The following is a 21,982-nucleotide window of genomic DNA, read 5'->3' as shown; positions in this document are numbered from 1 at the left end:
CCTCCCTAGTCATAATTGATGTGCACCTTGGTATGCGCCGGCGCGCTGCGGTGGATCAGGCATTCCAGCGCCGAGCCCGGGTTGACGCCGAAGCGCTCGCCCCAGTAGCTCGCGCCGTAACGGCGGCCGAGCAGCAGGCGGCCGCCGGTGTTGAGCGTCCACATGAACTGCGCTTCCCAAGTGCCCCAATGCGCCGAACCAAACCGGGCGCGGCCCATGCGTGGGGCTTCGTGTTCGGTGATGCTGGCGTTGGGGTAACCCTGGCTTTTGGCGATGTCGAGGTAGTAGCCGACAGCCTGGCTGCCGACCGCGAGCAAGCGGCGGCGGACGGCGAGGCGGCGGTCGTCGAACAGTGGCGTGGCGCCCAGGCACGGGTCGGGCAGGTTCATCACCCGCTCCCAGTCCGGCACCAGTTCGCTGACGCCGGCCGGGTCCATTTCGTTGAGCAGATCGGCGGCGCGCGCATCCAGACGGGCCAGTTCGACGGCGACGCCTTGCAGCACTTCCTCAAGCTCGGGCACCCGCTCCGGATCCCATGCCGGGCCACTGGGCAGCAAGGCGCGCAACTGCGCCTGGTATTGCGCGGCGGTTCTTATGCCCCCCATACGCAGCCTCCGAAGGTGAGCAGTTCGCTCTGCCCGGCCGGCACGTCAGCGGCCGGAGCAGTGAGCGTGTGATCGTATTCGCCGCCGGCGCTGCTGATCGCTTCGCGGATATGGCTGATCAGCAGCGGCACACCGAGATCGGCCTCGCGGTTGTGCAGATCGCGCAACTGCGCTTCAACGGCGGCGCGCACGGCGGTGGTGTCCGGATTGACGCTCTTGAAGCGATACACTACCGGCACCTGAACCGGTCGCTGCACGTGCACTTCCGCGGTCACCGGACGCAGCGGTTCGATGTACTCCTGAACCTCCGCCAACTGCTCATCGTTCGGCACCGGTTGCGGGTCTTCATCACGCATGATGAACACCGTCACCGTGCCCGGCCCGAGCAGGCCGCCCCGGCACCACGCCCGCGTCACACCCGGCACTTCCAGCGCCCAGGTTTCGTAGTCGCTGGCCGCGCCACCATGGGGAATCACGCGGTAGGAACGGATGACCCGCGAGCGCAGCGATTCGAGGCTTTCCCGCGCCACACCGCCGCTGAGGCCCGGCGCCAGCACCACGAAGCTGTTGCCGACAATCCCGGCAATCGGCTGCACCGGGGTCAGCGTCAGACCCGCATCAGCGTTGCCCAGACTGCCGGCCTCCAGCGCCGCAATCGTGGTGCTGTTGCTGCCATTGACCGTGGTGCGCGCCATGGTGACTTTGTAGGTGCGGCCATCGTTCGCTTGCAGCAGAGTGTCGACGTCGAGCACGGCGCCGGGAGTGGCGGTAAAACTGACGCTGCCGGTAGCCACTTGCGCGGCTTTGCGCGGTTGATTCAGGCGCAGCGCGGCGATGCGTTCCAGGGTTGACTCATCGGCTTTGTCGGGCAGGATCTGCTCGGCAATCCAGTCGAGATAACCGTACAAGCCATAAGCGGCGCCGCCGAGGGTGCGGGCGAGCACTTGCGCATCGGACTGGCGCAGCGAATCGCCGGCCAGGTCGCTTTGGGTGCGTTTGATCAGCACCGGCAGCGAAGGAGTTTCAAACGGCATAGATCACCTGCCAACTGTTATCGGGGTTGATGTCCAGACGTTCGCCGTCGGCCAGCGTGAGGATCGTGCGCAGGTTGAGGCGCTGGGCGTCGAGGCGTTCGCTGATGATGTCGATGGCGCTGCAGTGGCCGTCGTCGAGCAGCCATTGCAGGGCTTCGCGGGCATAAAATTCGGCGTCCATTTGCGTCTGCCGGGTCAGCTTGACCCGGCGCAGCAGCCACAGCCGCGAGCCGATGCGATCGTCGGCAACCGTGGGAAAACTGTCGCCCCACCAGCCGAAGCGTTCTTCATCATCGAGGGCGTCGTCATCAGCGGCGCGGCGCCAGGTGAACAGACTGATGAGCACGGCGCGGGTCAGCGCGGCGTGGAGGTTCTGGCTGATGAACATCACTGGCCTCCTGCCGGCGCGCCGGTCTGACCGTTACCGGCCTGCACGCCAACATGCACGTGTTTGATCTGGCTGATGCCGCCAGCCAGTTGATCACCGGTGGAAACGATCTTGCCGGTCTGGTTTATCACCGGCGTGTCGAAGTTCACCGCGCTGCTGGCGCGGATGTTCAGCGTGGCGGTTTCGATGTCGATGATCCGCCCGCGCTTGAAATGAATTTTGTCGCCCTCGTCGGTGTAGATCGCCACTTCACCGGCAGCGAGCGCTTGCAGGCGATAGCGACGGTCGGCGATGACCAGGGCGATGGCGTGGGAACGGTCGCCGCCGATGAAGGTGACGACCCCTTCAGCGCCAGCCAACGGATGGCTGGTGAAACCGTAGGGTTCGAAGTGTTCGAGGTCGTCGTTGACTTCACCGGCGGTGAGGCGCATTTGCAGCGATTGCAGTTTCGAAGCCGAATTGGCGAGCACGACAGTGCCGCGCGCCAGCAGGCGTGTCAGTAGGCTCATGGGGTGTCCTTGAAAAGAGTCGCCCGAATGGGATCAGTGTGGGAGCGAGCCTGCTCGCGAACGCGGCGGGTCAGGCGCTGTGATGTTGAGGCTGGCGACGCTTTCGCGAGCAGGCTCGCTCCCACAGGGTTCGGGGTCAGGCTCAGGTTTTTTTCGGGGGCGTCGGATCAGGATCAAAGGTATGCGGCGGGGCAACTTGCAGCGTGGTCACCGAACCTTGCGCCGACAACGAATAAGTGACCTTGGAAATCAGCATGTCACCATCGAAATCCAGCACCGGGTCCTTGACCTTGACCAGCGTGTTATGGCGCCACAAATCGCCATTGCTCTGCCGCCAGCCCTGCACCTGATAGGTGGTGGTCTGCGCGCGGCCCATGCGAGTCGCGCTTTCCCATAGAGCACGCTGCTGCGCCAACTCAAAGGTCAGTTGCGTGCCTTCATTGATCACCGTGGTGCGTCGCCGTTTGAAACTCAGGTCGGCCGCCGTCGACTCGACTTCGCTGACCGCCGCGCCGCTTTTCGCATCCGAGCCTTTCTGCTGGCCGATCACCCGATACTCGGAGAACACCTGGCTGAAATCCATTGGCGCACTGGCCGACAGGATGTTCTTGCCCAGCTCCAGCGCATCGCTGGCGCGTCCGCCGCTGCCGGGTTTGGCCAGCACCAACTGGCCCAGCTCGTTGTCGGTGGAAAACACCCGCAGGAGCGACAGCAATCGGTCGATCGACTGGAATGCCGTTTCACCCGGCACGATGGTGTGTTTGGTCAGGCGTGTGGTGTCGCTGATTTCATTGACGACCCACAGTCCATATTCGCTCGCCAGATCGCGGACGATAGTCAGCAAGGGTTGTTGCTGCCATTGGCTGGGCAGGTTACGGGCGGCGCAATCGACCAGATCCTGGGTCTTCGAACTGCCTTCGATGGTCAGGCTGATCTGCCGCCCGTCATAGCGGATCGGCGCCTTGAACACGTAACCGGTGAGCACCAGGTCCTTGCCGATTTTCACTTCACAGGGGTCACCGGGTTTAATCGGTTTGCTCACCGCCTGCCCCGGCCATTGCCAGGTAATGTCGAGCTTGAAGGTGCGGAACTGACGCTCGAGATCGGCGGTGATTTCGACGCTTTTCCAGCCGCCGTATTCCATGCCGTTAACCGTCAGTGTGACGTGGTTATCCAACTCGTCCATGGTTCACTCCCTGGAGACTTTCACATCGCTTTGCGGGAGGTACAACGGATTGGTCACGCCGTTGCGCTGCACGACTTCGGTGACTCGCGTGGCGTCGCCAAACTGTTTGTACGCTATGACCAGTGCCGGAAGGCTTTCCTGAAAGGATTTGCTGACCAGTCGCACGCCCGAGGATGCCACGGCCTTGAGGTGCGCAACCAAGGCATCCTGCACGTCACTGATGGCTTGATAGTGATCAGGATCGGCCTTGTTTTTCGCCCCTTGCAGCGCCTCCACCAAATCCTTTTGCAGCGCCTGCAAATCATCCGTGGCCGGAACTTCCGGGCGGGTGACTTGCTGATGGGCCTGCTGAGCAACGGTGGGCGTCGAAGGCAGTTGCAGCGCTCGGGTGGCCACTGGCATCGATGCGACCCACTGCGCCACTTTGACGATCAGCGTGTCCTGCACCAGATCGGCCATCGCTTGCGCTGCGGCATTGGTGTCCTTGCCGGTGGTGATCTTCGGCGCATCGGCCTTGCGAATCGCTTCGAGTTGCTGCGACACGTCGGCAATCACGCCACGGTAACCTTCCTTGGCGAACGCTTTCAGTTCCTGGATATCGCCGAGCAAACCGTTGAATTCCGCCGCCACTTCCTTGGGCAACTCCTTCACGGCCTTGACCAGTTCAGTGATCTGGCGGTACTGCTCGATCAAAGGTTTCAATTGCTCCTTGATCACTTCATAGACGCCGGTAAGGCTGTTGCGCAGGTTGGTGATGCCGATCCGCGCGGCCTTGATCAGCGTCATCGCTTGTTCGAAACGCGCCACCGCCGAACCCAGCAGCCCGTCGGCCTTGGCCAGCAGCACTTTCTGCGTGCTGACCGTAGCGGTCGGAAACGGCAGGGGTTGGTCGGGATAGAACTTCAATGCAAACGTCACCAGCCCACCGTCCTGGCGGGTGTGGGTCATGTCGCATTCGCCGACCTTGACTTGCAGGCGTCCAAGCCACGGATGCACCAGCTCGCCACGGCCCTGCTCCAGCGCCTTGAGCAGCTTGTCGCGCTGCTCAAGGCAATCGGGGCCGATGATGAACGCGGTCAGATCGTGAGTCTTGGCCTGCTGGCCGAGGTCCTCGAAAAACGGCAGGTCGCGTTGCGGGTACTCATGCAACTGCCCTTTGCGCCCGACCGGGGTTTTCGCCTGGTCGATCCAGAAACCGACACCGCGAAAGGATGCCGGCAATAAACGGTCACGCCAGTTCATTGGGAACCTCCCATCGACAGCGAGCGATAGCCGATGCGTGAAGACACGGCCAGGCCCGGTTGATTGGTTTGCGGTTGTTCGGTGCGCAGGCCGGCCGGCGCATTTTCGAAGCGCACGGTCAGGCCGCCTTCGAGTTGCGTACGGTTGTTGGCGGCACTTTGCTGGATCAGCGCGCTGGAGGTTTGTGGCAACGAACCGCTTTGCAGTGCGCCGTTGCCAGCAGGCGCCGGACTGGCAGCGAAGAACGCCGGTGCCAGTTCGCCTTTGCCTTCGGCATTGGTCTCGCGTTGCGCTTGGGTCAGCGTTTCGACCTTGCCGGTGACCTTGGCGATCAGTCCGGCGAAGCCACCGTCGAACAACTCCTTGATCGGCGCAATGACGGTTTGCAGCTTTTGCCACAACTCGCCGAACCACTCGGTGATCGGTCCCCAACTCTCGATGATCTGATCCAGCGGTTTCCATTCGAACAGGCTGTGCAGAAAATCCACGACCGGCGCGGAAAGCGCCAACACGACGCCCCAGATCGCCGAAAAGACCTCACCGATCGGCTGCCAATACTGAGTAATCTGCTCCAGCGGCGACCACTCGAACAGGCTGGTGAAAAAGCCTCTGACCCGCTGCACAGACGTTTGCAGCGCCATCCAGATCGGTTCGAAGAACCCGACAATCCCACCCCAGGCGCTGGTGAGCATTTGCATCGGGAAAAAATCGAACAGTGCCCGCAAAGTATCCCGGGTGCTTTGCACAGCCGATTGCAGCGTCGTCAATATCGGCTGGAAATACGCAACAATGCCTCCCCAGGCGCTGGTGATCATCTGCATTGGCGAGAAGTCGAACAGCGACACGAGGAATTCTTTAGCCGGTAGCGCGACTTCTAGCAGGCCGCTGAACATCGGTTCGAAGAACGCGACAACACCACCCCACGCATCGGTAAGCATCTGCATCGGCGAGAAATCGAACAGGTTTCTAAGAAATGCCATCACCGGCACACTCAAGGCCTTGAGCAATTCCCAGATCGCCGAGAACAGGCCGGTCAGCGGCCCCCAGTTTTCAATGATCATCCCCGCAGGCGACCACGAGAAAACCGACTTGAAGAAGTCGATCACTGGCGCCGTCACGACCGTGACCTTGTCCCAGATAGCCGAGAAATATCCCGTGACCGGTTCCCACAACGCCGCCAGTGCCGCCAGCGGTCGCCAGTCGAGTATCGAGCGCAACGTCGCCATCGCACTCGCCCCGGCGTTTTTCACGCCTTCCCACATCCCTGTGAAAAACGCGCTGATCGGTGTCCAGTTGGCCACGATCAAACCGGCCGCCACGGCAATGCCCATGGCGATCAGCATGATCGGGTTGGTCTTGAGCACCATGCTCATGAGGTCCATCACCTGAGTCATACCGGTGACGGCGGTTTGCATGGCGGAGAAGGCAATCGCCCCCGCCGCCAGGCCTTCAACCAGTTTCGGGTTGTCGGCGAGCAGGCTGCCGACCTGCGTCAGCATCGGTTCCAGCCCGACCACCAAGGCCCCCACCGCCGGCACCAGCGCGGCGTCCAACGCCGCCGAAACCTTCTGCATCGACGCACTGAACACGTTCATGTTCTGCGTCGCTGCTGTCGGCGCGGCGGGCAGATCGACGGTTTTCGCCGTGTCGCTGACTTCGCTCAATTTGCCCTGGAACGCTGCGGCCGATTTGATGCCGTCTACAAACGGCGTGATCACGCTGCCGCCGTTGAACAGACCACTGATGTCCAGTTTGCCGAGGCCGGTCTGCTCGAGATTGTTTTTAAAACTCTCAACCTTCATGCGCAGGGCGCCCAGTTTGGGCGAGAGTTCATCGATGCCAGTGATCAGCACCGGTTTCGGGGTTTTCTTCTCTTCGTCTGCCATCACTGCACCTGCTGCATCGCATTGATCCGTTGCGCGTGCTCCAGCGATTCGCGGAGCACATCCAGTGGCCTGGCCATCATCTGTTCGGGGTCAACCTTCCAGAACCAGGCCAGGTCATAGGCGACGGCGATCAGGTCGGTGATGGCGCCGACGCCGCACTCATGAAAAAACTCGCGACGGCCCAGCTCAGCGCGTTGAGGTCAGCCAGATCCAACTGGTTGACCGACGACGGCGGGATGCCCGCGCACACAGCGATGTATTTGGCCGCCACGTCCATGTCGAGGCTGACTTCTTCGCTCTTGTCGATCTTGTACGGCAGCGCCTTGATCGCTCGCACTTCCTGCACCGTCGGACGACGCAGAACGAGTTCGGTCAGTGGCTCGCCGTGGGCTTCGATTGCTACTTGAAGCTTCACGGCGGCGCTCATTGCCAGGTCCCCTTGATGCCTTCGAATTTCAGTTCGATGGTGGCGTCGTCGCCCTTGGAAACTGGCTCCTCGACCAGATAGGCGCCGGCCAGCACGTAGACTTTGCCGTTGCTGAATTCGCAGGTGACGGTGATATCAGTGCCTTCGATCAGCTTCTTCAGCGGGAAGTCGGCGGTGTGCAGCGCGGTCACTTTGAACGACGGTGCGATGTCGGTTTCCTTGTAGAAACCGGGCACGACGGTTTCACGTTTGACGGCCATCAGCGGGGCTTCGCAGCCGCCATTGATGGTCAGTTGTGCGCCGTCGACCTTGACGTAGCAGGTGCCTGCAATCAGTTGACCCATGGTGTTTCTCCCTTCAAATAAAAAGCCCACGCGAGGTGGGCTGAATGCTTAGCGCCGACTGCGCGGATCAGGCCGCGTCGTCGTACTGCAGACGGAACTGGTTGAGCAGTGCGAACACGCGCAGGCCGTTGATGTAATCCGGCGGGAACAGCACGTTCACGCGGCTCGGGTCCTGCACGTCGCGCTCGACGATCAGGTGCTCGGCGAACAGCTCGGCGTTTTCCACGTGGCCTTCCAGTTCAAGTTTGGCGTACTGCGCGATCAGCTCGCCGCGAATGGTCGCCGGGGTGACGATAGGCTGGCCGGCACCGAAACGCGTGCCGTCGGAGGCCAGTTTGTGGCGGCCGTATTTGCTGGTGATCACGCTTTGCAGACGACGCACGATGAACGCCGACTGGTGCATGGTTTCGCTGTCCAGATAGGAGTTGTCGGCCTGGCCGTAGGCGTTCTTCTGGTAGGTGGTGATCGAGCGCTGGATGCGCACGTAACCGCCTTCGTAGTACGCAGTAGCGATGCCGTAGTTGAGCAGCGACTGACGCTCGGTCAGGGTGAAGCGCTCGCTGGCCGGCGCCGGGTCAACACCCGGCAGGCTGCCGCTTTGCGTCGGACGGCTGGCATCGGCGGAGATGAACACCGCCGTGCGCGCAGCCAGTGCCGCCGCTTGTACCCAGAACGGTTGTGGTACGCCCGGCTCCAGCGCCTGGATGGTCATGTGCTGATCGTTGCGCGCCTGGCCGGCAGCGACCAGCGTACCGACCGTGCCGCGCTTGGCGCTGTAGACGTGACCAAACAATTGCTTGGCCCACGACCAGCGCCCGGTGCTGTCGTCCATGACCGCTTGCCATGTGTTGAGGGTGGCCAAGTCGGACCACGGCAAGGCGATGAATTCGAATGGCTCATCGCCTAGAGCCGCGACGGCGGCGATCTGATCCGGCACACCGGCGCCGCCGGTCATGGCGGTGATTGCGCTGGTCAGACCGGCCGGAGTTTCTTCGCCGTTGCTCTTGCCCAGGCGATTGAATTGCAGGCTGATGTCGTTGCCGCTGTCGCCGGTCCATTTGGCGGTCAGGGTGACCACGCCTTCGGCAGTGGCTGCGCTGACTGGCAGGTCGGCAGTGGCGTTGATTTTCTGCGCCAGTGCCGTGGCCGCTTGAGCGGCGGTGGCGCCATTGACCACGGTGGCCTGCACGCGCACGCCGCTGACATATAGATTGAGCATGCCCGCTTGAGTCGCGGTACCGGTCAGGGTCAACACACCCTTGGCGATGGCGCCTTCGGTGTTGTGCAGCGGCAGGCACCAGATCTCGCCGATCGGGTCAGCCTTGCGGAAGGTCTCGTACATCGAAGCGAGCATCGAGCCCTGGCCGCCGATGCTTTTCGCCAGCGCCACGCTGGAAACCAGCACCAGTTTGCCGACCTCAGTCGGGGCAATATTGTCGTTGACCTGCGCGACGATCAAACGGCGCATGGCCGAGGTCGCGCTGTTGGCGGCCGAGTTGTCCATTTCGGCATAGAACAGCGGAACACGAATGTCCGCCGGGATGTTGCTGAATCCGATCGCCATTATTTGGCTCCCTGTGGTTTAGCCGCTTTTGCGGTTTTGAGTGTGATATCGCCGTCGGCCAGACGCCGGCGCCACCAGGCGCTGTCCAGCACTTCTCGGCCTGCGGCCGGCAGCAAGTCGCCCGCCTCCGGGTCAGGTACGACACGGCCAGCGGCCGGCACTACGGTGATGCGGTTGCTCATGGGGTTACGTCTCCAGAGAAAGTCATTTCCACCCGGCCATCCGGACCCGGGCGTTGCAGATTGGGGTCGGCCGGATCGATCGCATCGACCCGCACCGTCATCCCGGTAAAGGACGACAAAGCGTCCAGTTCGCGCTCGTGCCAACTCTCCGCAGGCTGACTTGGCAGATTGCGGCCGAGCTGGAACTCGGCATAAAAACGCAGCCGATAGAAGGCGCGGCTGCTGTTGATCGAGACCATCTCGCCGCCGTCGTAGACGATGGCACTGTAGTCGGAATCGGGTTTGAACCCCACCAGCGCGCGCCACAGTTCGGCGCGCAGGTCGTGCAACCCATCCAGCGCTTTTGTCGCGTCGGTAGCGTCAAGCACCAGAACGATTTCGAAGCGCTCGCGGATCGGTTGGGTGGTGAGGTTTTGGGTGGTGCCAGGACTGGCCAGATCGGCCAGCGGCAGTACGTGAGCCGAGGGCGTCGGTAGATCGGGGTTGCCTTGCAGCAACGCCAGATCGACACCCACCGAAATATGATTGGCAAGGCCAGGGCATTGCCCACGCAGTTGCGTGAGGATCGGGGTGATCTTCATGGGGGTGTTCCGAAGTAAGAGAAATTACAGTGAACGCCGCAGTCCCTGTGGGAGCGAGCCTGCTCGCGAAAGCGGTCGATCAGTCACATCGATACTGAAGCTGACGTCCCTTTCGCGAGCAGGCTCGCTCCCACAGGAATATGCACTCGGTTCAGGATTACTGTTCCGCCTTGGGATCCAGGCACGACGCATCAATCAGGCAGCGATAGCTGTTCTCGCGACTGCCGCTGGCGGTGACCTTGTCGATCGACCAGCGTCCGCGCATGAAGTCCGGCCAGCTCTCATCGAGCAATACCAGCCCTTCGGCCGCGAGCCGTGGATCCCCCGGGCAGGTGATTTGCACCTTGTACTTCTGCCGCAGCATCTTGCGCACTTCGCCCTCGCCTACTGCGATGGCATCAGCTTCGCTGGGCTGCTTCTGGCGCAGCGTCTTGAACGGCGCAACACCGGTTTCAACCCAGCGCAGCACCCCGGCCGCCGCATCCCAGAAACAGGTCTTGCAGCCCTTGGCCTGCTCGCGGGCAGATTCTTCCAGCGTGGCGCTGATGAAGGCGTGATCGCCGGGGCGATTGTTGTGGGTAACCGACAGCGTCACGTCCGGCAGAATCTGCCCCGACAACGACTTGGTCTGCCCGGGCCGCGCCAGCACATAAACATCGCCGTAAGGCTTGGCGACGACGTTGTATTTTTTCGCCAGACGCGTGACAAACCCCATGTCGGTCTCGTTGGACTGGTCGATGTGCTCGATGCGTATCAACGAAATCTCCGGCGCGACCCGTGGCGAAAAGCCGTGCAGCTCCACCAGCTTGCGAAATAATCCACCCAGCGTCGTTGGCCCATGACTGGCGGTGCGGCGCTGCTTGAAGCCGGTTTCATCATCCTTGCTGAATGGCGCCGCAGTGGCCACCAGGGTGAGGCGAAACGGAAACAGTGTCGGCGTCAGACGCGTCACTTTGAACTGGCCCTTGTCGACCATTGCGGTTTCTCGATAACCAACTTGCAGGCCAATTTTTCCACCCAGACTCGGCAGCCCTTCAAGGCCCTCCAGATCGATGGTCAGCGTCAGCTGATCGGACTCGAAACCGGCGGCATCGATGTGCTCCCAACTGATCAGGCGCTGATTGAGCAGGGCCGCGTTGGCCCCGTAGATATTCACTGCCGGCGTAAATCCCAGTGCCATTCAACCTCCTTAATCCCACGCCGTCGCTGCTTTGACCACGGCGGGTTTCACATCCAGTTCCGGTAGCACGATCCAGACGCCGGCGGGCAGAATCGGCCCTTGTTCGGCCAGGGTCGGGTTGAGCTTCCACAGCACTTCTTCGGCAGCGTCATCACTGCGCCCGGTTTCGCGGTAGAGCAGCAGATTCACCGAATCACCGGCCACGCTTCGTGCTTTACGCATTGTTGAACTCCGCTAGTTCGATGACCCAATCGACTACCATCGCCGTACCGTCATCGATGATCTGGGTCTGGGTTTCCTGAACGCTGCTGATCCGCCACAGGCCCCAGTTTCGACCAATCCCGTCGATCAACGGCAGCGGGATACGCAGCGCCTGCAAAGCTCGCAATTCATCGAGCCGATCCATGGCTACGGCGTACATCGACTTGCCGGTAATGGTCAGGGTTTCCGGTTTCTGTCCGGTCTGGCTGGACTTGGGTTTGCTGGTGAGGATCTGTATCTCGGTCCAGCCGCCGTCAGACTTGCGCAGCAACTGGTGGTACGCAAAGTTGCGCGACAGGCCGAAGATGAAACTGCCCAATGCCATTTGTTGTTTCATCAGGCGACTCCATCGGTCAGGGCCGCGTCGCGGCGGGTGGCGAGGGGGTTGTTGGTGAGCAGCGGGGTCATTTGCATGAACTGGTTTTGCAGATGCTGCGCGACCAACATACCGATCTTGTCCGAGCTGCCGGGGTCGCTGCAGTAGACCTGGACCGAAGGTGCGTAGGTCACGTGCTGGTTAGACGCATGGGCGCTCGCCAGATCCTTGCTCACTTGGGCGGGCGCAGAAAGCGTGTCAGGCGCGGTGATAGCAAGTCTTTCACTCAAAGCAGTTTGCGCGTTTCTGCTCGATGCCGGAATCGCCTGCGAAATCGCCTCCAGAGAAACCGTCGATGGCCCGAGGTGCGGCGTATCGACCAATGATGCTCGTTCGCCAATTGCCATTTCCGCACCGGCCGCAGGAGCCAGACTGGCAATCTCTGTCACCGGCTTGTCCGCTGCGAGCCTCGATGCAGAATCTGCTGTTGACGAAAGATCGGGGGGATTCGCCAGGGCGCTTCCAGGTATCCGTTTGCGCAACCGGTCTTTCGCCTCATCGACACCGGCGTCCAACACAAGATCGAATAGCTTTTTCAGGGCTGAACCCAAAACAATGACCCCCGCCGTGATCGTCGGATGGTCCTCAGCGAATTCACTCATCCTGTCGATGCCGGCACCAGCAACGCTCAGCCCTTCAGGAGAAGGCGCCACCGCTTGGGCGCTGGCGATAGCCAAGCGCTCGTTTCGAGCAGTCTGAGCATTCCACTGTCCTTGCGGGGAATTGGAGCGTGCCAGTGCAGACTGGCGCACCGAACTCCGCTCACCGATCACCGAAGTCGCGTACTGACTTTTGTCCTTTACTTGCGAAAAGGCCTCGTTGACATCGCCCGGATTCTGCGCCAACAACTGCACCGCATTGGCGCTGTCAGCAAACAGGGTTCGCGCCAGCGTGGCGCGTTGTTCGACAGGTTTTGCGTGCAGCGCGGCAAGCACCGAGAGCAGCGCACCCTGGGCATTCTGCTTGTCGGGGTCATGCATTGCAGCGGTCACGGCAGCAGGATCAAGTCCCAACTGCTTCCAGGCGCCACGTTCGGCGGCGGAGACGCTGTCACCTTTGCCCAAGGCAGCTGAAAGGCTCTTCAACGCCTGCCCGGCATCGTCTTTGCCCGTTCCGCTGCGGAGCAAGGCTGCCGACAGCGCTGCGGCCTGCTCGGGCTGCAAGCCTGCAGTGAGCGCCGCCTCGCCTGATTGCTTGAGTACGGCGCCGATGTCGGCGGACTTGACGCCACCCGGCATTTTGCCGAGCAGGTGTGTCGCATCCGCGAGGTCAAACGCCTGATCGCGAGTGAGCTTCATCGAGGTGCGCCACACCGTCATCATCTCGGCGACTTCCATCGCTGGGATTTTGAGTGCCGACGCTACGACCGCAGCGTCGCTGGCGAAGTTGAGCAGCTCAAAAGACTTGTCCGACGCGTTGGTCAGCTCATTGCCAATTCCTGAGTCGGCGGCCAGCGTTGCAACCTTGATCAGTTCGATACCGCTGGTGCCTCCCGCCGCCACCATCGGCTTACTGGCCATGATCAAGCTCGACAGTGCGATTTCGTTGGCCTGCACTGGCGTCAATTGTGCCGCGCTACCCAGATCGGCCGCCGCCGAATAAAAGTCAATCGCCGGCCTCACACTTTCTGGTGCCTTGGTCCGCTCGGCGGCCTCATCCGGCGCTGCCGACGCGCTGGTGGCTTCACCGTTTGCGGTGGAACTCAACGAGAGCATCCGCAAGTTGGACAATGCCAATCGCAATGAATCGATCGCTGTCGTCAACGCATCGATCCTGATACTTGCGGTGACGAGCGCCTGACTCAGCTGGGGATATTGATCGCCGATGATCGGTCCGGGGCCGGGGTTTGCCGCAGCCATGTTCAAGCGGATATCACCGGTTGCTGCGCCCCCCGCTCATCGGCATTCATTGGCGCAAATTTGCTTTCTGCCATGCCGCTCTACTCCTGTTTCACGCCAAGGCGAGTGATCGCTATGTCGTAGCGGCGCAACGCCTTTTCGGCGTCCCATTCCAGAATCTCCGCTTCACTTACCGGGTAAATGAGCGGGACGATATCGAGGATTACTTCGATGTCGCGTTCCGAAAGTAGGCCGCCGGCTGGTTTAAAAAATCGTCGATGCGCACCTGCAATTGCGTCCAGTCCGGGACGGTCAGGTGGGCCAGATCGGGGATCATCAGGCCGGTGCAGTGGGCGGTGATGAATTCGGCGCGTTCCTTGGCCGTTTTCAGTTTCTTCATCACTTTGGTGGCGCGCAGCACGGGCATTTCCAGGCTCAGCGAAGTCACGGTGCGACCGGTCACGGCGAGCGTTTGCAGCAATTGCACCTGATCGGGATCGTCGGATTTCTCCGCGTCCTCGACCTGGTCGAGAAAGTACGCACTCGGCCGGGTCGACATCTCATGGACGTACTGAGCGATGCTCACGTAGTCCGGACGTTTGAGTTGATCGAGCTCTTTCACCGACAGGCCGGTGGCGAGCAGCGCCAGCTCGAAGAACTGATCGTCTTCGTCATCGCCGGCGCGTTCCAGCGCTTCTTTCTGTGCGGCGTAGAACAGCGGTTTGAGCTGGATCGATTCGATCTGCGAGCCATCGTCGCCGGTGATCGGCGACAGCAGTTCGTGTTGGGGGGGCATCCACGGCATGTATGAATTCCTTGGTGATTCGTTTAGATCCACTGTGGGAGCGAGCCTGCTCGCGAAGGCTTTGGCACATTCGAAATTGATGTAACTGAACGACCGCTTTCGCGAGCAGGCTCGCTCCCACAGGGTTTTGTGATTTGCCGGTAAACCGGGGTTTACGGCATCAACACCGCACGCCGTGCATCACCGAGGATGTCGACGCCGTTGAGCACGAACTTCTGCGTGCGCACGTCGATGTCGATCACCGGCACGCCGTTTTCAAGGCGGTTGTAGGTGCGGCAGGACAGTTCCAGATTGGTCTTGGGCTTCTCGCCCATTTTCACTGCGGTTTCCTCAAGGGATTTCAACTGGCCGCCGACGGTGTGGTAGGTGAACCAGGTATTGCCGTCCTGATCCTGACCGGCTTCACGCACGTTCAGCAGAATGTCGTCGCCGAGCTTCACGCCCAGCGCCAGCAGAACCTCGGCGCCGAGGCCTTGCAGGGTCAGCTTGGCGCCGAGCGCTTTGCCGCCCTTGGCCATTTCTTCGACGATAAAGCGCCCGCCGCGCATCTCTTCCATGTCGAATTCGATTTTCGGCGGGGTGAATTCCTCAACGGTCGCCGACAACGGCAGGCCTTGCAGGGTGGCCGCGATGGCCTGTCTTACGCGGTTGGTAAACATTAGAGAACGTCCTCCAGGAACTGCTCGATGATTTCATCGCGGGCGTTGAGTTGATAAACCATGTGTTCGTTCGGCGCGTAGCGGCCGTAGTCGATGACCACGTACCAGGTGCCGTTCTTGTACTTCTCGACGCTGTTGAGTTCCGGGTGCAGATACACGCTGCCGCCAGGAATGGTTTCGTCGGCGACCAGGGTCTGCAGCCAGTCGTTGATGCGCTTGACCTCCTGATCCATGAAGGATTTGGTGAGGTTCTTGGCCATGGCTTTCTGACCGGCCTTGACCAGCTTGCGGCTGATCGCATCTTCGAGGCCGACGTAGCTGATGAACTTGCCGGTGATCGAGCGGTTACCCAGCAGCGAGAAGCCGCCAAGCACGGTGCGGGCGTAGTAGCTGACGCCGTAACGGTTGAGCAGATCGCCTTCGGTGGACGTGTCGAGGATGTTGTACTCGACGACCCGCGAAACGTCTTCGGCGAAGGTCACCTGGTTGCCCGGGCTCTCCCACTGCTTGACCTTGGCCAGCGCGGCAATCGCCAGACTGGAAGGCGACAGGAAGACGTTTTTCTTCGCCGCTTTCGAATACACGGCGGGCATGTTGTGCACCACCAGGCAACGGTCGAAACCGAGCTCGGCGCCACCGAGTTCCTGGCTGTACAGCACCTGATCGGCCACCGAGACATCCTTGCCGTCCAGCACCACACGGGCCTTGATGCGCTTGCCGAACGCGGCGAACTCACCGGCCACCGCTTTGCTGCCGGTGAAGCCCGGCGCGCCGATGATGGTCAGGTCTTCCGGGACACTGCCCAGCGCCGCCAGACCCAGCTTGCGACCGGTCGCTGGTTCGACACCGCCGATCACATTGTTGACCGTGTCGGCCGGCGTCGCGCCTGCTTCGACGATGACTACGTACACCGGCACCTTGACCACTTTGAGGATCTGGTAAACCGCGTGATACAGCGTGCCCTCTTCCGACCCAGTCGGATCGAGCAGCGAATGGGTGGTGAAGCTGTTGATGCGAAACGGCGCGTTTCGCGGAATCAGCGGATCGGCTTTCGGCGCGGTGCCGACCAGACCGATGACGTTGTCACCCAGGCCACCCATGGCCTCGGGGGATTCGGTGGCATTGACGGTAATGCCGTTGTGCTCGAAGTTCAGAACCTCAGCCATGTTCAGTCAGCCTTCTTGGCAGCGGCCTTTTTGGCCTGGGTGATAGGGGTTTTCGGCTCAAGTCGACCGGCAAAGTGCAAGGCACTGGCCTCAACGTCGAGCAGATCAAGGTCTTGACCGACGCTCGACCAATGCCCACCGCCGGTGGGGAATGGGACGAGCACGGTGTAGGTTTGGCGGGTTGCCATTTTTCGTTTCTCCATAAACGGGAAAGCCCCTCGTGGGGAGGGGCTTGGCGGGTGTTGAATGTTTTGGCCGTCAAATTAAACGCCCCGATAGGCGGGGCGTTTCATGAGGTGCCGGTTGAGGCCGAGTGGGCTGGTACCTGCAGTACCAGGATCCGTCTGGGTAATGAGTTCACGGATCCAGGCCCCTCGGACTATTCGCTATGCGGAACTGAAAACGTACGACGCGCACCTTTAACCCTGCGCACGCTCAATGCCAGCAACAGTCGCTTGAATAGCCTTGATTGCTTTGTCGACGATCTGTCGTGCTTCATCGATTGCACCAACTGCAATATTGGCCTTGACCAGTTCTTTCGCCTCCAGACGTCTTTCGCGGATCAAGTAAAGGACCTCCGCGTACCTGGTGGCCTCGATCAGGATACCGTCGGCCGCCTCCTGAGGCGTGCGGCCCGAGATTGCCCAGGCAGCAACGCTGCGTGGTACCACATCTTCGGGATAGCCAGCGTCTTTGAATGCTTGCGCTTCGGCCGCCGCTTGTTCATGTTCGACCGCCCGGAATGGATCGCCGGCAGCAATCCGCCGCGCTTGGTCGGCGAAGTTATCAATCCTCGCGCACAGGTCAGCGGCGGTAGGCAAAGGCTCACCGTCATGCTCCCATTGGCCTTTCCACTCGCCGGTATCACTGATTCGCTCACCTTTGAATCGTGGATTCCAGCAAGGTTGAGGCAATTGGACAGCCGTCCAATTTACGGCCCCGCCCGGGGTATCTGTGGCATAGAGAAATCGCCCGGTTTGATCAATGACAAAAATCATGTTGCCCCCTTAAGCCGCTTGGACACAGAAACTGAATTGGCAGCGATAACCACCCACACCCGACGTGGATCCAATCGAGTAATCCAGGACGACCTCGCCCGTGGTTTCCACGCGCCATGACAACAAACCGAACCCAAGCTGAGCACTGGTCGCCCAACCGCCTGCGCCGCTCATTCTGCTGAGGGGGCGAAAGCCTGGTGGAAGCGTGAACATGACCAATGCATCGCTACCGCTACTGACCCAGCGAGCAACATCGAGGCTCACATAGATATTGCCATTGGCTCTCCAGTATCGAGAGGAATGATTGTCGGTGAAGCCGTTGATAAATGCTGGAACCTGGAGGTTAGGCGCAGAGAAGTTCGCAAAAGCACTGCTGACAACGCTGTTGGTCTGGCCTTGAGTATAGCTATCGACAATTCCGTAGCCCGCCAACGTATTGGGTTTTCCTGAGCTGATTTTGCTCCAGTCCAGAGCGGGAACATCCGATGCGATCAGGTTCCCGCCGCTGGTAGCCAACCCTTTGGCATTAACGGCAATTTTTGTGTAAGTGCCGGCAGAAACGCCCGAGTCGGCCAACGCTAGTGAAATGTTGGCGTTTGCCGAGCCGTCAAACGAAGTGCTACCGCTAGCCGCGCCGGAAATGGCAATGCTGCGCGCCGATTCAAGCTTGCGAGCGGCAACCGCTGTGCTATTGATCCCGAGGGCGTCGGTGATGCCGAACCCAGCCAACGTTTGCGGATTCGCACCTGCTGTCGCCCGACCGTATTCATCAACGGTCAAACTCTTGTAAGTCCCCGCAGCAATCCCGGTTCGCCCGGCGAGCATCTTGAATTGCAGCGCGGTGGTGCCGAGGGTGATCGGCGCATTGGTGGTCAGGTGCCACAGCGAATCACCGTTCGCCGTGCCCTCCTCCACCATGACCGTCAGACCCGGGGTGACCTTGGCGCTGGTGTTGGCATCGGTGGCCCGCACCCAGTCGCCATTGGCAACGATCCACAAGCCGTTGTCCTTGGCCAGCGTCTGGCTCGGCAGCAGCACACGATCGCCGGCAATTACGGCAACACCATCAATCTGCTGTGCGCTGTTCATCACGACATTGCCAGTCGCCGCAACGCGCACCGACTGCTTGCCATCGAGCTTGCCGAGTTCTTCGGCGAGGTAACTCATGACCCACGCACGAGTAGCCTTGACCACCGTGTCATCAATCAACAAGGTCACCAGCGAGGCATTGCTGGTCTCGAAAATCGAGCGGATATAAAACTCTTTACCTGAACCCGACGTCGCCAGCACCGGTTTGAACGACTCCGGGTATTTGACGATAGCGTAGAGAATGCCGGTGTCGGTCCACAGCCCGGCTTCACGCACATACCAGCCGCCGACGTCCGGCGGGATAGTGACTTCGGCGAGCAGCCAGCTCGGGTTTTTCTCATCCTGGAACAGTGCGTTGAGCGGTCCGCGCCAGACTTCGCGTTTCAGAGCGGTCGCGGTGGCAGCCGGGTTGTAGACCGCGCCGCCGCCGTCGCCGACCGAAATCTGCGTCAACTTGATCGGCACACCCGCAGCCTTGCACGCCGTTTCGTGGGCAATCCCTGCGTTGGTGAGCAGGGTGTAATAGTCAGCCATTCAGGCCCCCTGAGGATAAATAGTGGATGTTTCGACGGTGTACATGCCGGCAGCCATGAACGCCTCGCCAGAGGTTTCAAGACCTTCGATGAACACCGGATAAACCGTGGTCAGTTCGCCGCATAACGTCGCGGCGCCGATGACGTGATTGCCGAACGCGCTCAACCCCACCGACACCGAAAGAACGTCCCTCTCGCTTTTCGCATCGGCCAGACGGCGGTCGAGACGGGCGTCGATTTCTTCGCTGTAGGGTTGGTCGCTGAAGGCACGCACGGAAAAGCTGTACGGCGCGCCGGGCGGTGTCTGTTCGTACCAGGCGCGGATCTCGGGTCTTAATTGCAAACCCTTGGCGGCGTTTTCCAGCGCCTTGCGTGTGCCGGCCTGGCGCGCGGTGGGCCAGGCCAGTTCGACGGTTACGCGCTTCTCCGCCACCGGCGCATCGGTGCTCCATTCGGCGACACCGCGATCGGCAGCCAGATAAGGCAGGAAGGCCACTGGCGTTTCGCTGGGGTTCATCAGTTCCGGGAACGGCGGTGCGATGCGATCGAGCAAGGCGCCGAAACCCAGATCCAGTCCGCGTTCGAGGGCCGAGCTGTTGGCCGGCAGTAAGGTCGGGCGCTGAGTTTTTTCACTCATAGCGTCAGCACCTCAACCTCGACCGCCGTACAGTACGGCGCCTGAAATGCGCTGGTCACGATCGGCGCCAGCGGTTCGACAATCTGCAGTTGCACGGCGCCGGCGCTGTGCAGCGTGTAGTCGATCCAGCTCGGATCGACCCGGCCTTCGAGGCGATGGCAACTGTCGGCATACGCTTGCAATTGTGCTTGCGCCGCGACCTTGGTCAGGCCCGAGTCGGGGCCGGAATTGATCTTGGCGACGACGCGGATTTTGTAGCGCTGGATCTCGGCAGCCTTGACGGTAACGAGGTCAGTTTCCGGGCGCACGTCTGGACGAGCAAAGTGCTGACGGACGCCCTCGAGCAATGCTTCGGAAGGCGTGCCATCGCCATCTCGAGAAAGCACGGTGACTTGCACTTCGCCCGGCGCAATGCGCCGCCCGTTGCCGTCCTTGACCTGCGCGGCGAGGCCGTCGGGATCGAAGGTGTAGGTGACGTTTACCACGCCGGAATCAGTGGACTCAACCTGCACAGTGGGCCGCTCGCCGAGGGTGAACACCTCGCGGCGATACTGCATCCGCGAACCCGCCGCCGGCGCATGAGGTGCCAGGTAATAACGCAACCGAGCGTCGTCATCACTTTCATAAATCGCCGGCACTGGCGGGAATGCCGCCGGGTCGCCGGGATCGAGCAGTTGCCGCTCAAGCCCCATGTCGGCCAGCCGCGCATCGAGATTGCTGCCGGTCGCCCACCACGCCAGCATCTGTTTGATGCGTGCGTTGTATTTGCGCTCATGGGTTTGCAGACGCACGCAGAACGCTTCCAGCGCGAGGGTCAGCAATTCGCTTTCGTTTTCCAGACTCGCCTTGAGTTTCACGGCGCTGGCCGGCGAGCGAGCACCCACGTATTCGACGACGAAGGCTTTGAACTCGTTGAGTAAATCTTCGAACGCTTCAACCGTGATCAGCGCGGGTTCGGCCAGTTGATTCTGGCCGGGGATCAGCATGCTCATGTCACCACCTTGAAGGTTTGTTGGCGGTTTTTCCAGGTGCCGGCAAAACGCAGCAGCAGGCCGTCACCGTGGCGACTGGCAACAATCACTTGCGGCTGAAAATCATCGATACCGTTATGCGGGTTGTAGAACGCTTGCGCGGCGTGGCTCTGGGCCAGAAGCAGAATGTCGTCACCGAGGTTCTGTCCCAACAGCGAGGGGATCAGCGATCCGTACAAGGGCCGTTTTTGCCGAGTGCTCAGCGGTGTGGTCAGGGCTCGGGTCGCGCGCTGCACGAATTGCAGCCAGTCGTCGACCGTGGCCCCGCTGTCTCTATCGATTCCGATCATGGGAGGCTCTTGAATCAGGGGCTGATGACGCGGCCCTGGTGATCGACCAAGGGGCCGCTGAAATGCACGCCCGAGGCGTCGATACTCAGGCCGACGGCGCCCAGTTGCAGGATGATCAGTTGTGGCGTCATGGCCAGACGTGCAGGGCCGATGCTCAGTTCGAGCGACTCGCGAGACCCGTGGAATTGCGTTGGTCCGTTGAGCCAGTGCAAGGCGTGGCTGGCGTCGTCGTAACCGCTTTCACTGCCGTCCTGATGTACCCGACGGGTCAGCGTCGGCACAGTCGAGGCCGGGGGGAAACGGTCACTGTTCAAGCCGAACAACGCGACACTCTGCGCACCGCTTTCACCGCTGCCATAGTTGAACAGCAGGCACTGCTCGCCCACCGTCGGGATGCGCGATTCACTTTGCGCACCAGCGCTGGGGTTGAAGAACTTGATCGCTGGGGTGAGCAATCCACCATGGCTGACTTGGCAGGTATTGCTCGCCGCATCAACTGACTGGCAGATGCCAATGCGACAGAAACTCTCGGCGCGGCGGTGCAAGTCTTCGATTTCCGCTTCCATTTCCGCCAGACGCTCAATGATCGGGCCGAGTTGCATGCGCAGTAATGCATCGAACATCGGTCAGCCCTCCAGCGCGGTGTACTGGTCTGGATCGTCGATGTTGCTGACTTCCCAGGTGCGAGCGAATTTCGGCATGCCCAGTGGATCGTCGAGCAGGGTCGAGCCGAGGTAGAGCGTCTGCTCGAAGGTCAGGGTCCAGGCTCTATATTGTTGATCAGCACTGATAAGCAACGATGGCAAGCCATCGATATTCAGGGGCAGATCGCATTGATCGCCGGGCAATCCCCAGCGGTTGTCGGTGATCAGGTTTTTCAGCACGGCGATCAGATCGCACGCTGCAAATGCACTGGCGGCAAGGGCCGGGATGACTTGCAGAGAAACCGTCATGACATGAGCAATTCGCCCGTCAGCGGCGCGCACCCCGGGTCCATTGCGGTCGAAGTCGATCAGCACCCAGGCCTGATCGCCCGGTGCAGTGAAATCATCATGGTTGCCGACGGTGAGGTTGAAGCCGGCGGTGTTGCGCAGTGACGTCGCGATGGCTGTAAAAAGTTGCGACGGCTGCTGGATCGGTGTGGGCATACATGACCTCCTTTTCAATCGTC

Annotated in this window: 27 protein-coding genes; all 27 read right to left on the bottom strand. The window is 61.0% G+C overall.

Annotated features, from left to right (window positions below):
• Window positions 1-5: 5 nt before the first annotated feature.
• Window positions 6-605: a YmfQ family protein gene (locus FEE99_RS10340; RefSeq protein ID WP_041478090.1), complete on the bottom strand. Its 600-nt coding sequence runs from the start codon at window positions 603-605 to the stop codon at window positions 6-8.
• The gene (locus tag FEE99_RS10335) at window positions 593-1,639 is read right to left on the bottom strand and encodes a baseplate J/gp47 family protein (RefSeq protein ID WP_041478091.1); all 1,047 of its coding nucleotides are present in this window, start codon (window positions 1,637-1,639) and stop codon (window positions 593-595) included. Before FEE99_RS10335 ends, FEE99_RS10340 begins: the two co-directional genes overlap by 13 nt.
• Window positions 1,629-2,027 carry a phage GP46 family protein gene (locus FEE99_RS10330; protein WP_041478092.1) on the bottom strand — a complete coding sequence of 133 codons (399 nt, stop codon included), beginning with the start codon at window positions 2,025-2,027 and terminating at the stop codon, window positions 1,629-1,631. The genes FEE99_RS10335 and FEE99_RS10330 overlap by 11 nt, the downstream gene beginning before the upstream one ends.
• Window positions 2,027-2,536, bottom strand: a complete 510-nt coding sequence (locus FEE99_RS10325; RefSeq protein ID WP_041478093.1) for a phage baseplate assembly protein V — start codon at window positions 2,534-2,536, stop codon at window positions 2,027-2,029. The genes FEE99_RS10330 and FEE99_RS10325 overlap by 1 nt, the downstream gene beginning before the upstream one ends.
• 142 nt (window positions 2,537-2,678) lie before the next feature.
• The gene (locus FEE99_RS10320) at window positions 2,679-3,722 is read right to left on the bottom strand and encodes a phage baseplate assembly protein (RefSeq protein ID WP_041478094.1); all 1,044 of its coding nucleotides are present in this window, start codon (window positions 3,720-3,722) and stop codon (window positions 2,679-2,681) included.
• 3 nt (window positions 3,723-3,725) lie between these two features.
• On the bottom strand, window positions 3,726-4,964 hold the full coding sequence (locus tag FEE99_RS10315; RefSeq protein ID WP_041478095.1) for a DNA circularization protein: 1,239 nt from the start codon (window positions 4,962-4,964) through the stop codon (window positions 3,726-3,728).
• Window positions 4,961-6,850 (bottom strand): hypothetical protein, encoded by a 1,890-nt coding sequence (locus tag FEE99_RS10310; protein WP_041478096.1) that lies wholly within the window; start codon window positions 6,848-6,850, stop codon window positions 4,961-4,963. The genes FEE99_RS10315 and FEE99_RS10310 overlap by 4 nt, the downstream gene beginning before the upstream one ends.
• 130 nt (window positions 6,851-6,980) lie before the next feature.
• Entirely contained in the window at window positions 6,981-7,277 is a 297-nt protein-coding gene (locus tag FEE99_RS10305) for a phage tail assembly protein (RefSeq protein WP_024011858.1), read from the bottom strand.
• Window positions 7,274-7,621 carry a phage tail tube protein gene (locus FEE99_RS10300; RefSeq protein ID WP_007908779.1) on the bottom strand — a complete coding sequence of 116 codons (348 nt, stop codon included), beginning with the start codon at window positions 7,619-7,621 and terminating at the stop codon, window positions 7,274-7,276. The genes FEE99_RS10305 and FEE99_RS10300 overlap by 4 nt, the downstream gene beginning before the upstream one ends.
• A 67-nt stretch (window positions 7,622-7,688) precedes the next feature.
• Window positions 7,689-9,185, bottom strand: coding sequence for a phage tail sheath subtilisin-like domain-containing protein (locus FEE99_RS10295; RefSeq protein ID WP_041478097.1), 1,497 nt, complete (start codon window positions 9,183-9,185; stop codon window positions 7,689-7,691).
• Window positions 9,185-9,367, bottom strand: a complete 183-nt coding sequence (locus FEE99_RS10290) for a DUF2635 domain-containing protein (RefSeq protein ID WP_024011856.1) — start codon at window positions 9,365-9,367, stop codon at window positions 9,185-9,187. Before FEE99_RS10290 ends, FEE99_RS10295 begins: the two co-directional genes overlap by 1 nt.
• A complete protein-coding gene (locus tag FEE99_RS10285) occupies window positions 9,364-9,948 on the bottom strand; it encodes a phage tail terminator protein (RefSeq protein ID WP_041478098.1) in 585 nt (194 codons plus the stop codon). Before FEE99_RS10285 ends, FEE99_RS10290 begins: the two co-directional genes overlap by 4 nt.
• A 157-nt stretch (window positions 9,949-10,105) precedes the next feature.
• Window positions 10,106-11,128, bottom strand: coding sequence for a phage-like tail protein (locus FEE99_RS10280; protein ID WP_041478099.1), 1,023 nt, complete (start codon window positions 11,126-11,128; stop codon window positions 10,106-10,108).
• Between the two features lie 9 nt (window positions 11,129-11,137).
• The gene (locus FEE99_RS10275; protein ID WP_041478100.1) at window positions 11,138-11,350 is read right to left on the bottom strand and encodes a tail protein X; all 213 of its coding nucleotides are present in this window, start codon (window positions 11,348-11,350) and stop codon (window positions 11,138-11,140) included.
• A complete protein-coding gene (locus tag FEE99_RS10270; RefSeq protein ID WP_041478101.1) occupies window positions 11,343-11,726 on the bottom strand; it encodes a phage tail protein in 384 nt (127 codons plus the stop codon). The genes FEE99_RS10275 and FEE99_RS10270 overlap by 8 nt, the downstream gene beginning before the upstream one ends.
• Window positions 11,726-13,624, bottom strand: coding sequence for a phage tail tape measure protein (locus tag FEE99_RS10265; RefSeq protein WP_447121766.1), 1,899 nt, complete (start codon window positions 13,622-13,624; stop codon window positions 11,726-11,728). Before FEE99_RS10265 ends, FEE99_RS10270 begins: the two co-directional genes overlap by 1 nt.
• Before the next feature lie 202 nt (window positions 13,625-13,826).
• The gene (locus FEE99_RS10260) at window positions 13,827-14,408 is read right to left on the bottom strand and encodes a phage tail assembly protein (RefSeq protein ID WP_041478102.1); all 582 of its coding nucleotides are present in this window, start codon (window positions 14,406-14,408) and stop codon (window positions 13,827-13,829) included.
• 152 nt (window positions 14,409-14,560) lie between these two features.
• Complete coding sequence (locus FEE99_RS10255) at window positions 14,561-15,067, bottom strand: phage major tail tube protein (RefSeq protein WP_039762530.1); 507 nt, start codon at window positions 15,065-15,067, stop codon at window positions 14,561-14,563.
• A complete protein-coding gene (locus tag FEE99_RS10250) occupies window positions 15,067-16,233 on the bottom strand; it encodes a tail protein (protein ID WP_041478103.1) in 1,167 nt (388 codons plus the stop codon). The genes FEE99_RS10255 and FEE99_RS10250 overlap by 1 nt, the downstream gene beginning before the upstream one ends.
• 2 nt (window positions 16,234-16,235) lie before the next feature.
• Entirely contained in the window at window positions 16,236-16,421 is a 186-nt protein-coding gene (locus FEE99_RS10245; protein WP_041478104.1) for a hypothetical protein, read from the bottom strand.
• A gap of 231 nt (window positions 16,422-16,652) precedes the next feature.
• Window positions 16,653-17,231 (bottom strand): phage tail protein, encoded by a 579-nt coding sequence (locus FEE99_RS10240; RefSeq protein WP_237143809.1) that lies wholly within the window; start codon window positions 17,229-17,231, stop codon window positions 16,653-16,655.
• A 9-nt stretch (window positions 17,232-17,240) separates the two neighbouring features.
• A complete protein-coding gene (locus tag FEE99_RS10235; RefSeq protein ID WP_237143808.1) occupies window positions 17,241-18,854 on the bottom strand; it encodes a phage tail protein in 1,614 nt (537 codons plus the stop codon).
• On the bottom strand, window positions 18,855-19,490 hold the full coding sequence (locus FEE99_RS10230; RefSeq protein ID WP_041478105.1) for a phage tail protein I: 636 nt from the start codon (window positions 19,488-19,490) through the stop codon (window positions 18,855-18,857). It abuts the gene before it with no gap.
• Window positions 19,487-20,482, bottom strand: a complete 996-nt coding sequence (locus tag FEE99_RS10225) for a baseplate J/gp47 family protein (protein ID WP_041478106.1) — start codon at window positions 20,480-20,482, stop codon at window positions 19,487-19,489. Before FEE99_RS10225 ends, FEE99_RS10230 begins: the two co-directional genes overlap by 4 nt.
• On the bottom strand, window positions 20,479-20,811 hold the full coding sequence (locus tag FEE99_RS10220) for a phage baseplate protein (protein ID WP_041478107.1): 333 nt from the start codon (window positions 20,809-20,811) through the stop codon (window positions 20,479-20,481). The genes FEE99_RS10225 and FEE99_RS10220 overlap by 4 nt, the downstream gene beginning before the upstream one ends.
• A 14-nt stretch (window positions 20,812-20,825) precedes the next feature.
• Entirely contained in the window at window positions 20,826-21,434 is a 609-nt protein-coding gene (locus tag FEE99_RS10215; protein WP_041478108.1) for a phage baseplate assembly protein V, read from the bottom strand.
• 3 nt (window positions 21,435-21,437) lie between these two features.
• Window positions 21,438-21,959 (bottom strand): hypothetical protein, encoded by a 522-nt coding sequence (locus FEE99_RS10210; RefSeq protein WP_041478109.1) that lies wholly within the window; start codon window positions 21,957-21,959, stop codon window positions 21,438-21,440.
• Window positions 21,960-21,982: the final 23 nt, after the last annotated feature.

The sequence above is a fragment of the Pseudomonas sp. ef1 genome, assembly GCF_007293365.2.
GTDB classification, from domain to species: Bacteria; Pseudomonadota; Gammaproteobacteria; order Pseudomonadales; family Pseudomonadaceae; genus Aquipseudomonas; species Aquipseudomonas siliginis.
The sequence above is the reverse complement of the archived record's forward strand: the minus strand, read 5'-3'. Positions and strand labels throughout refer to the sequence as shown.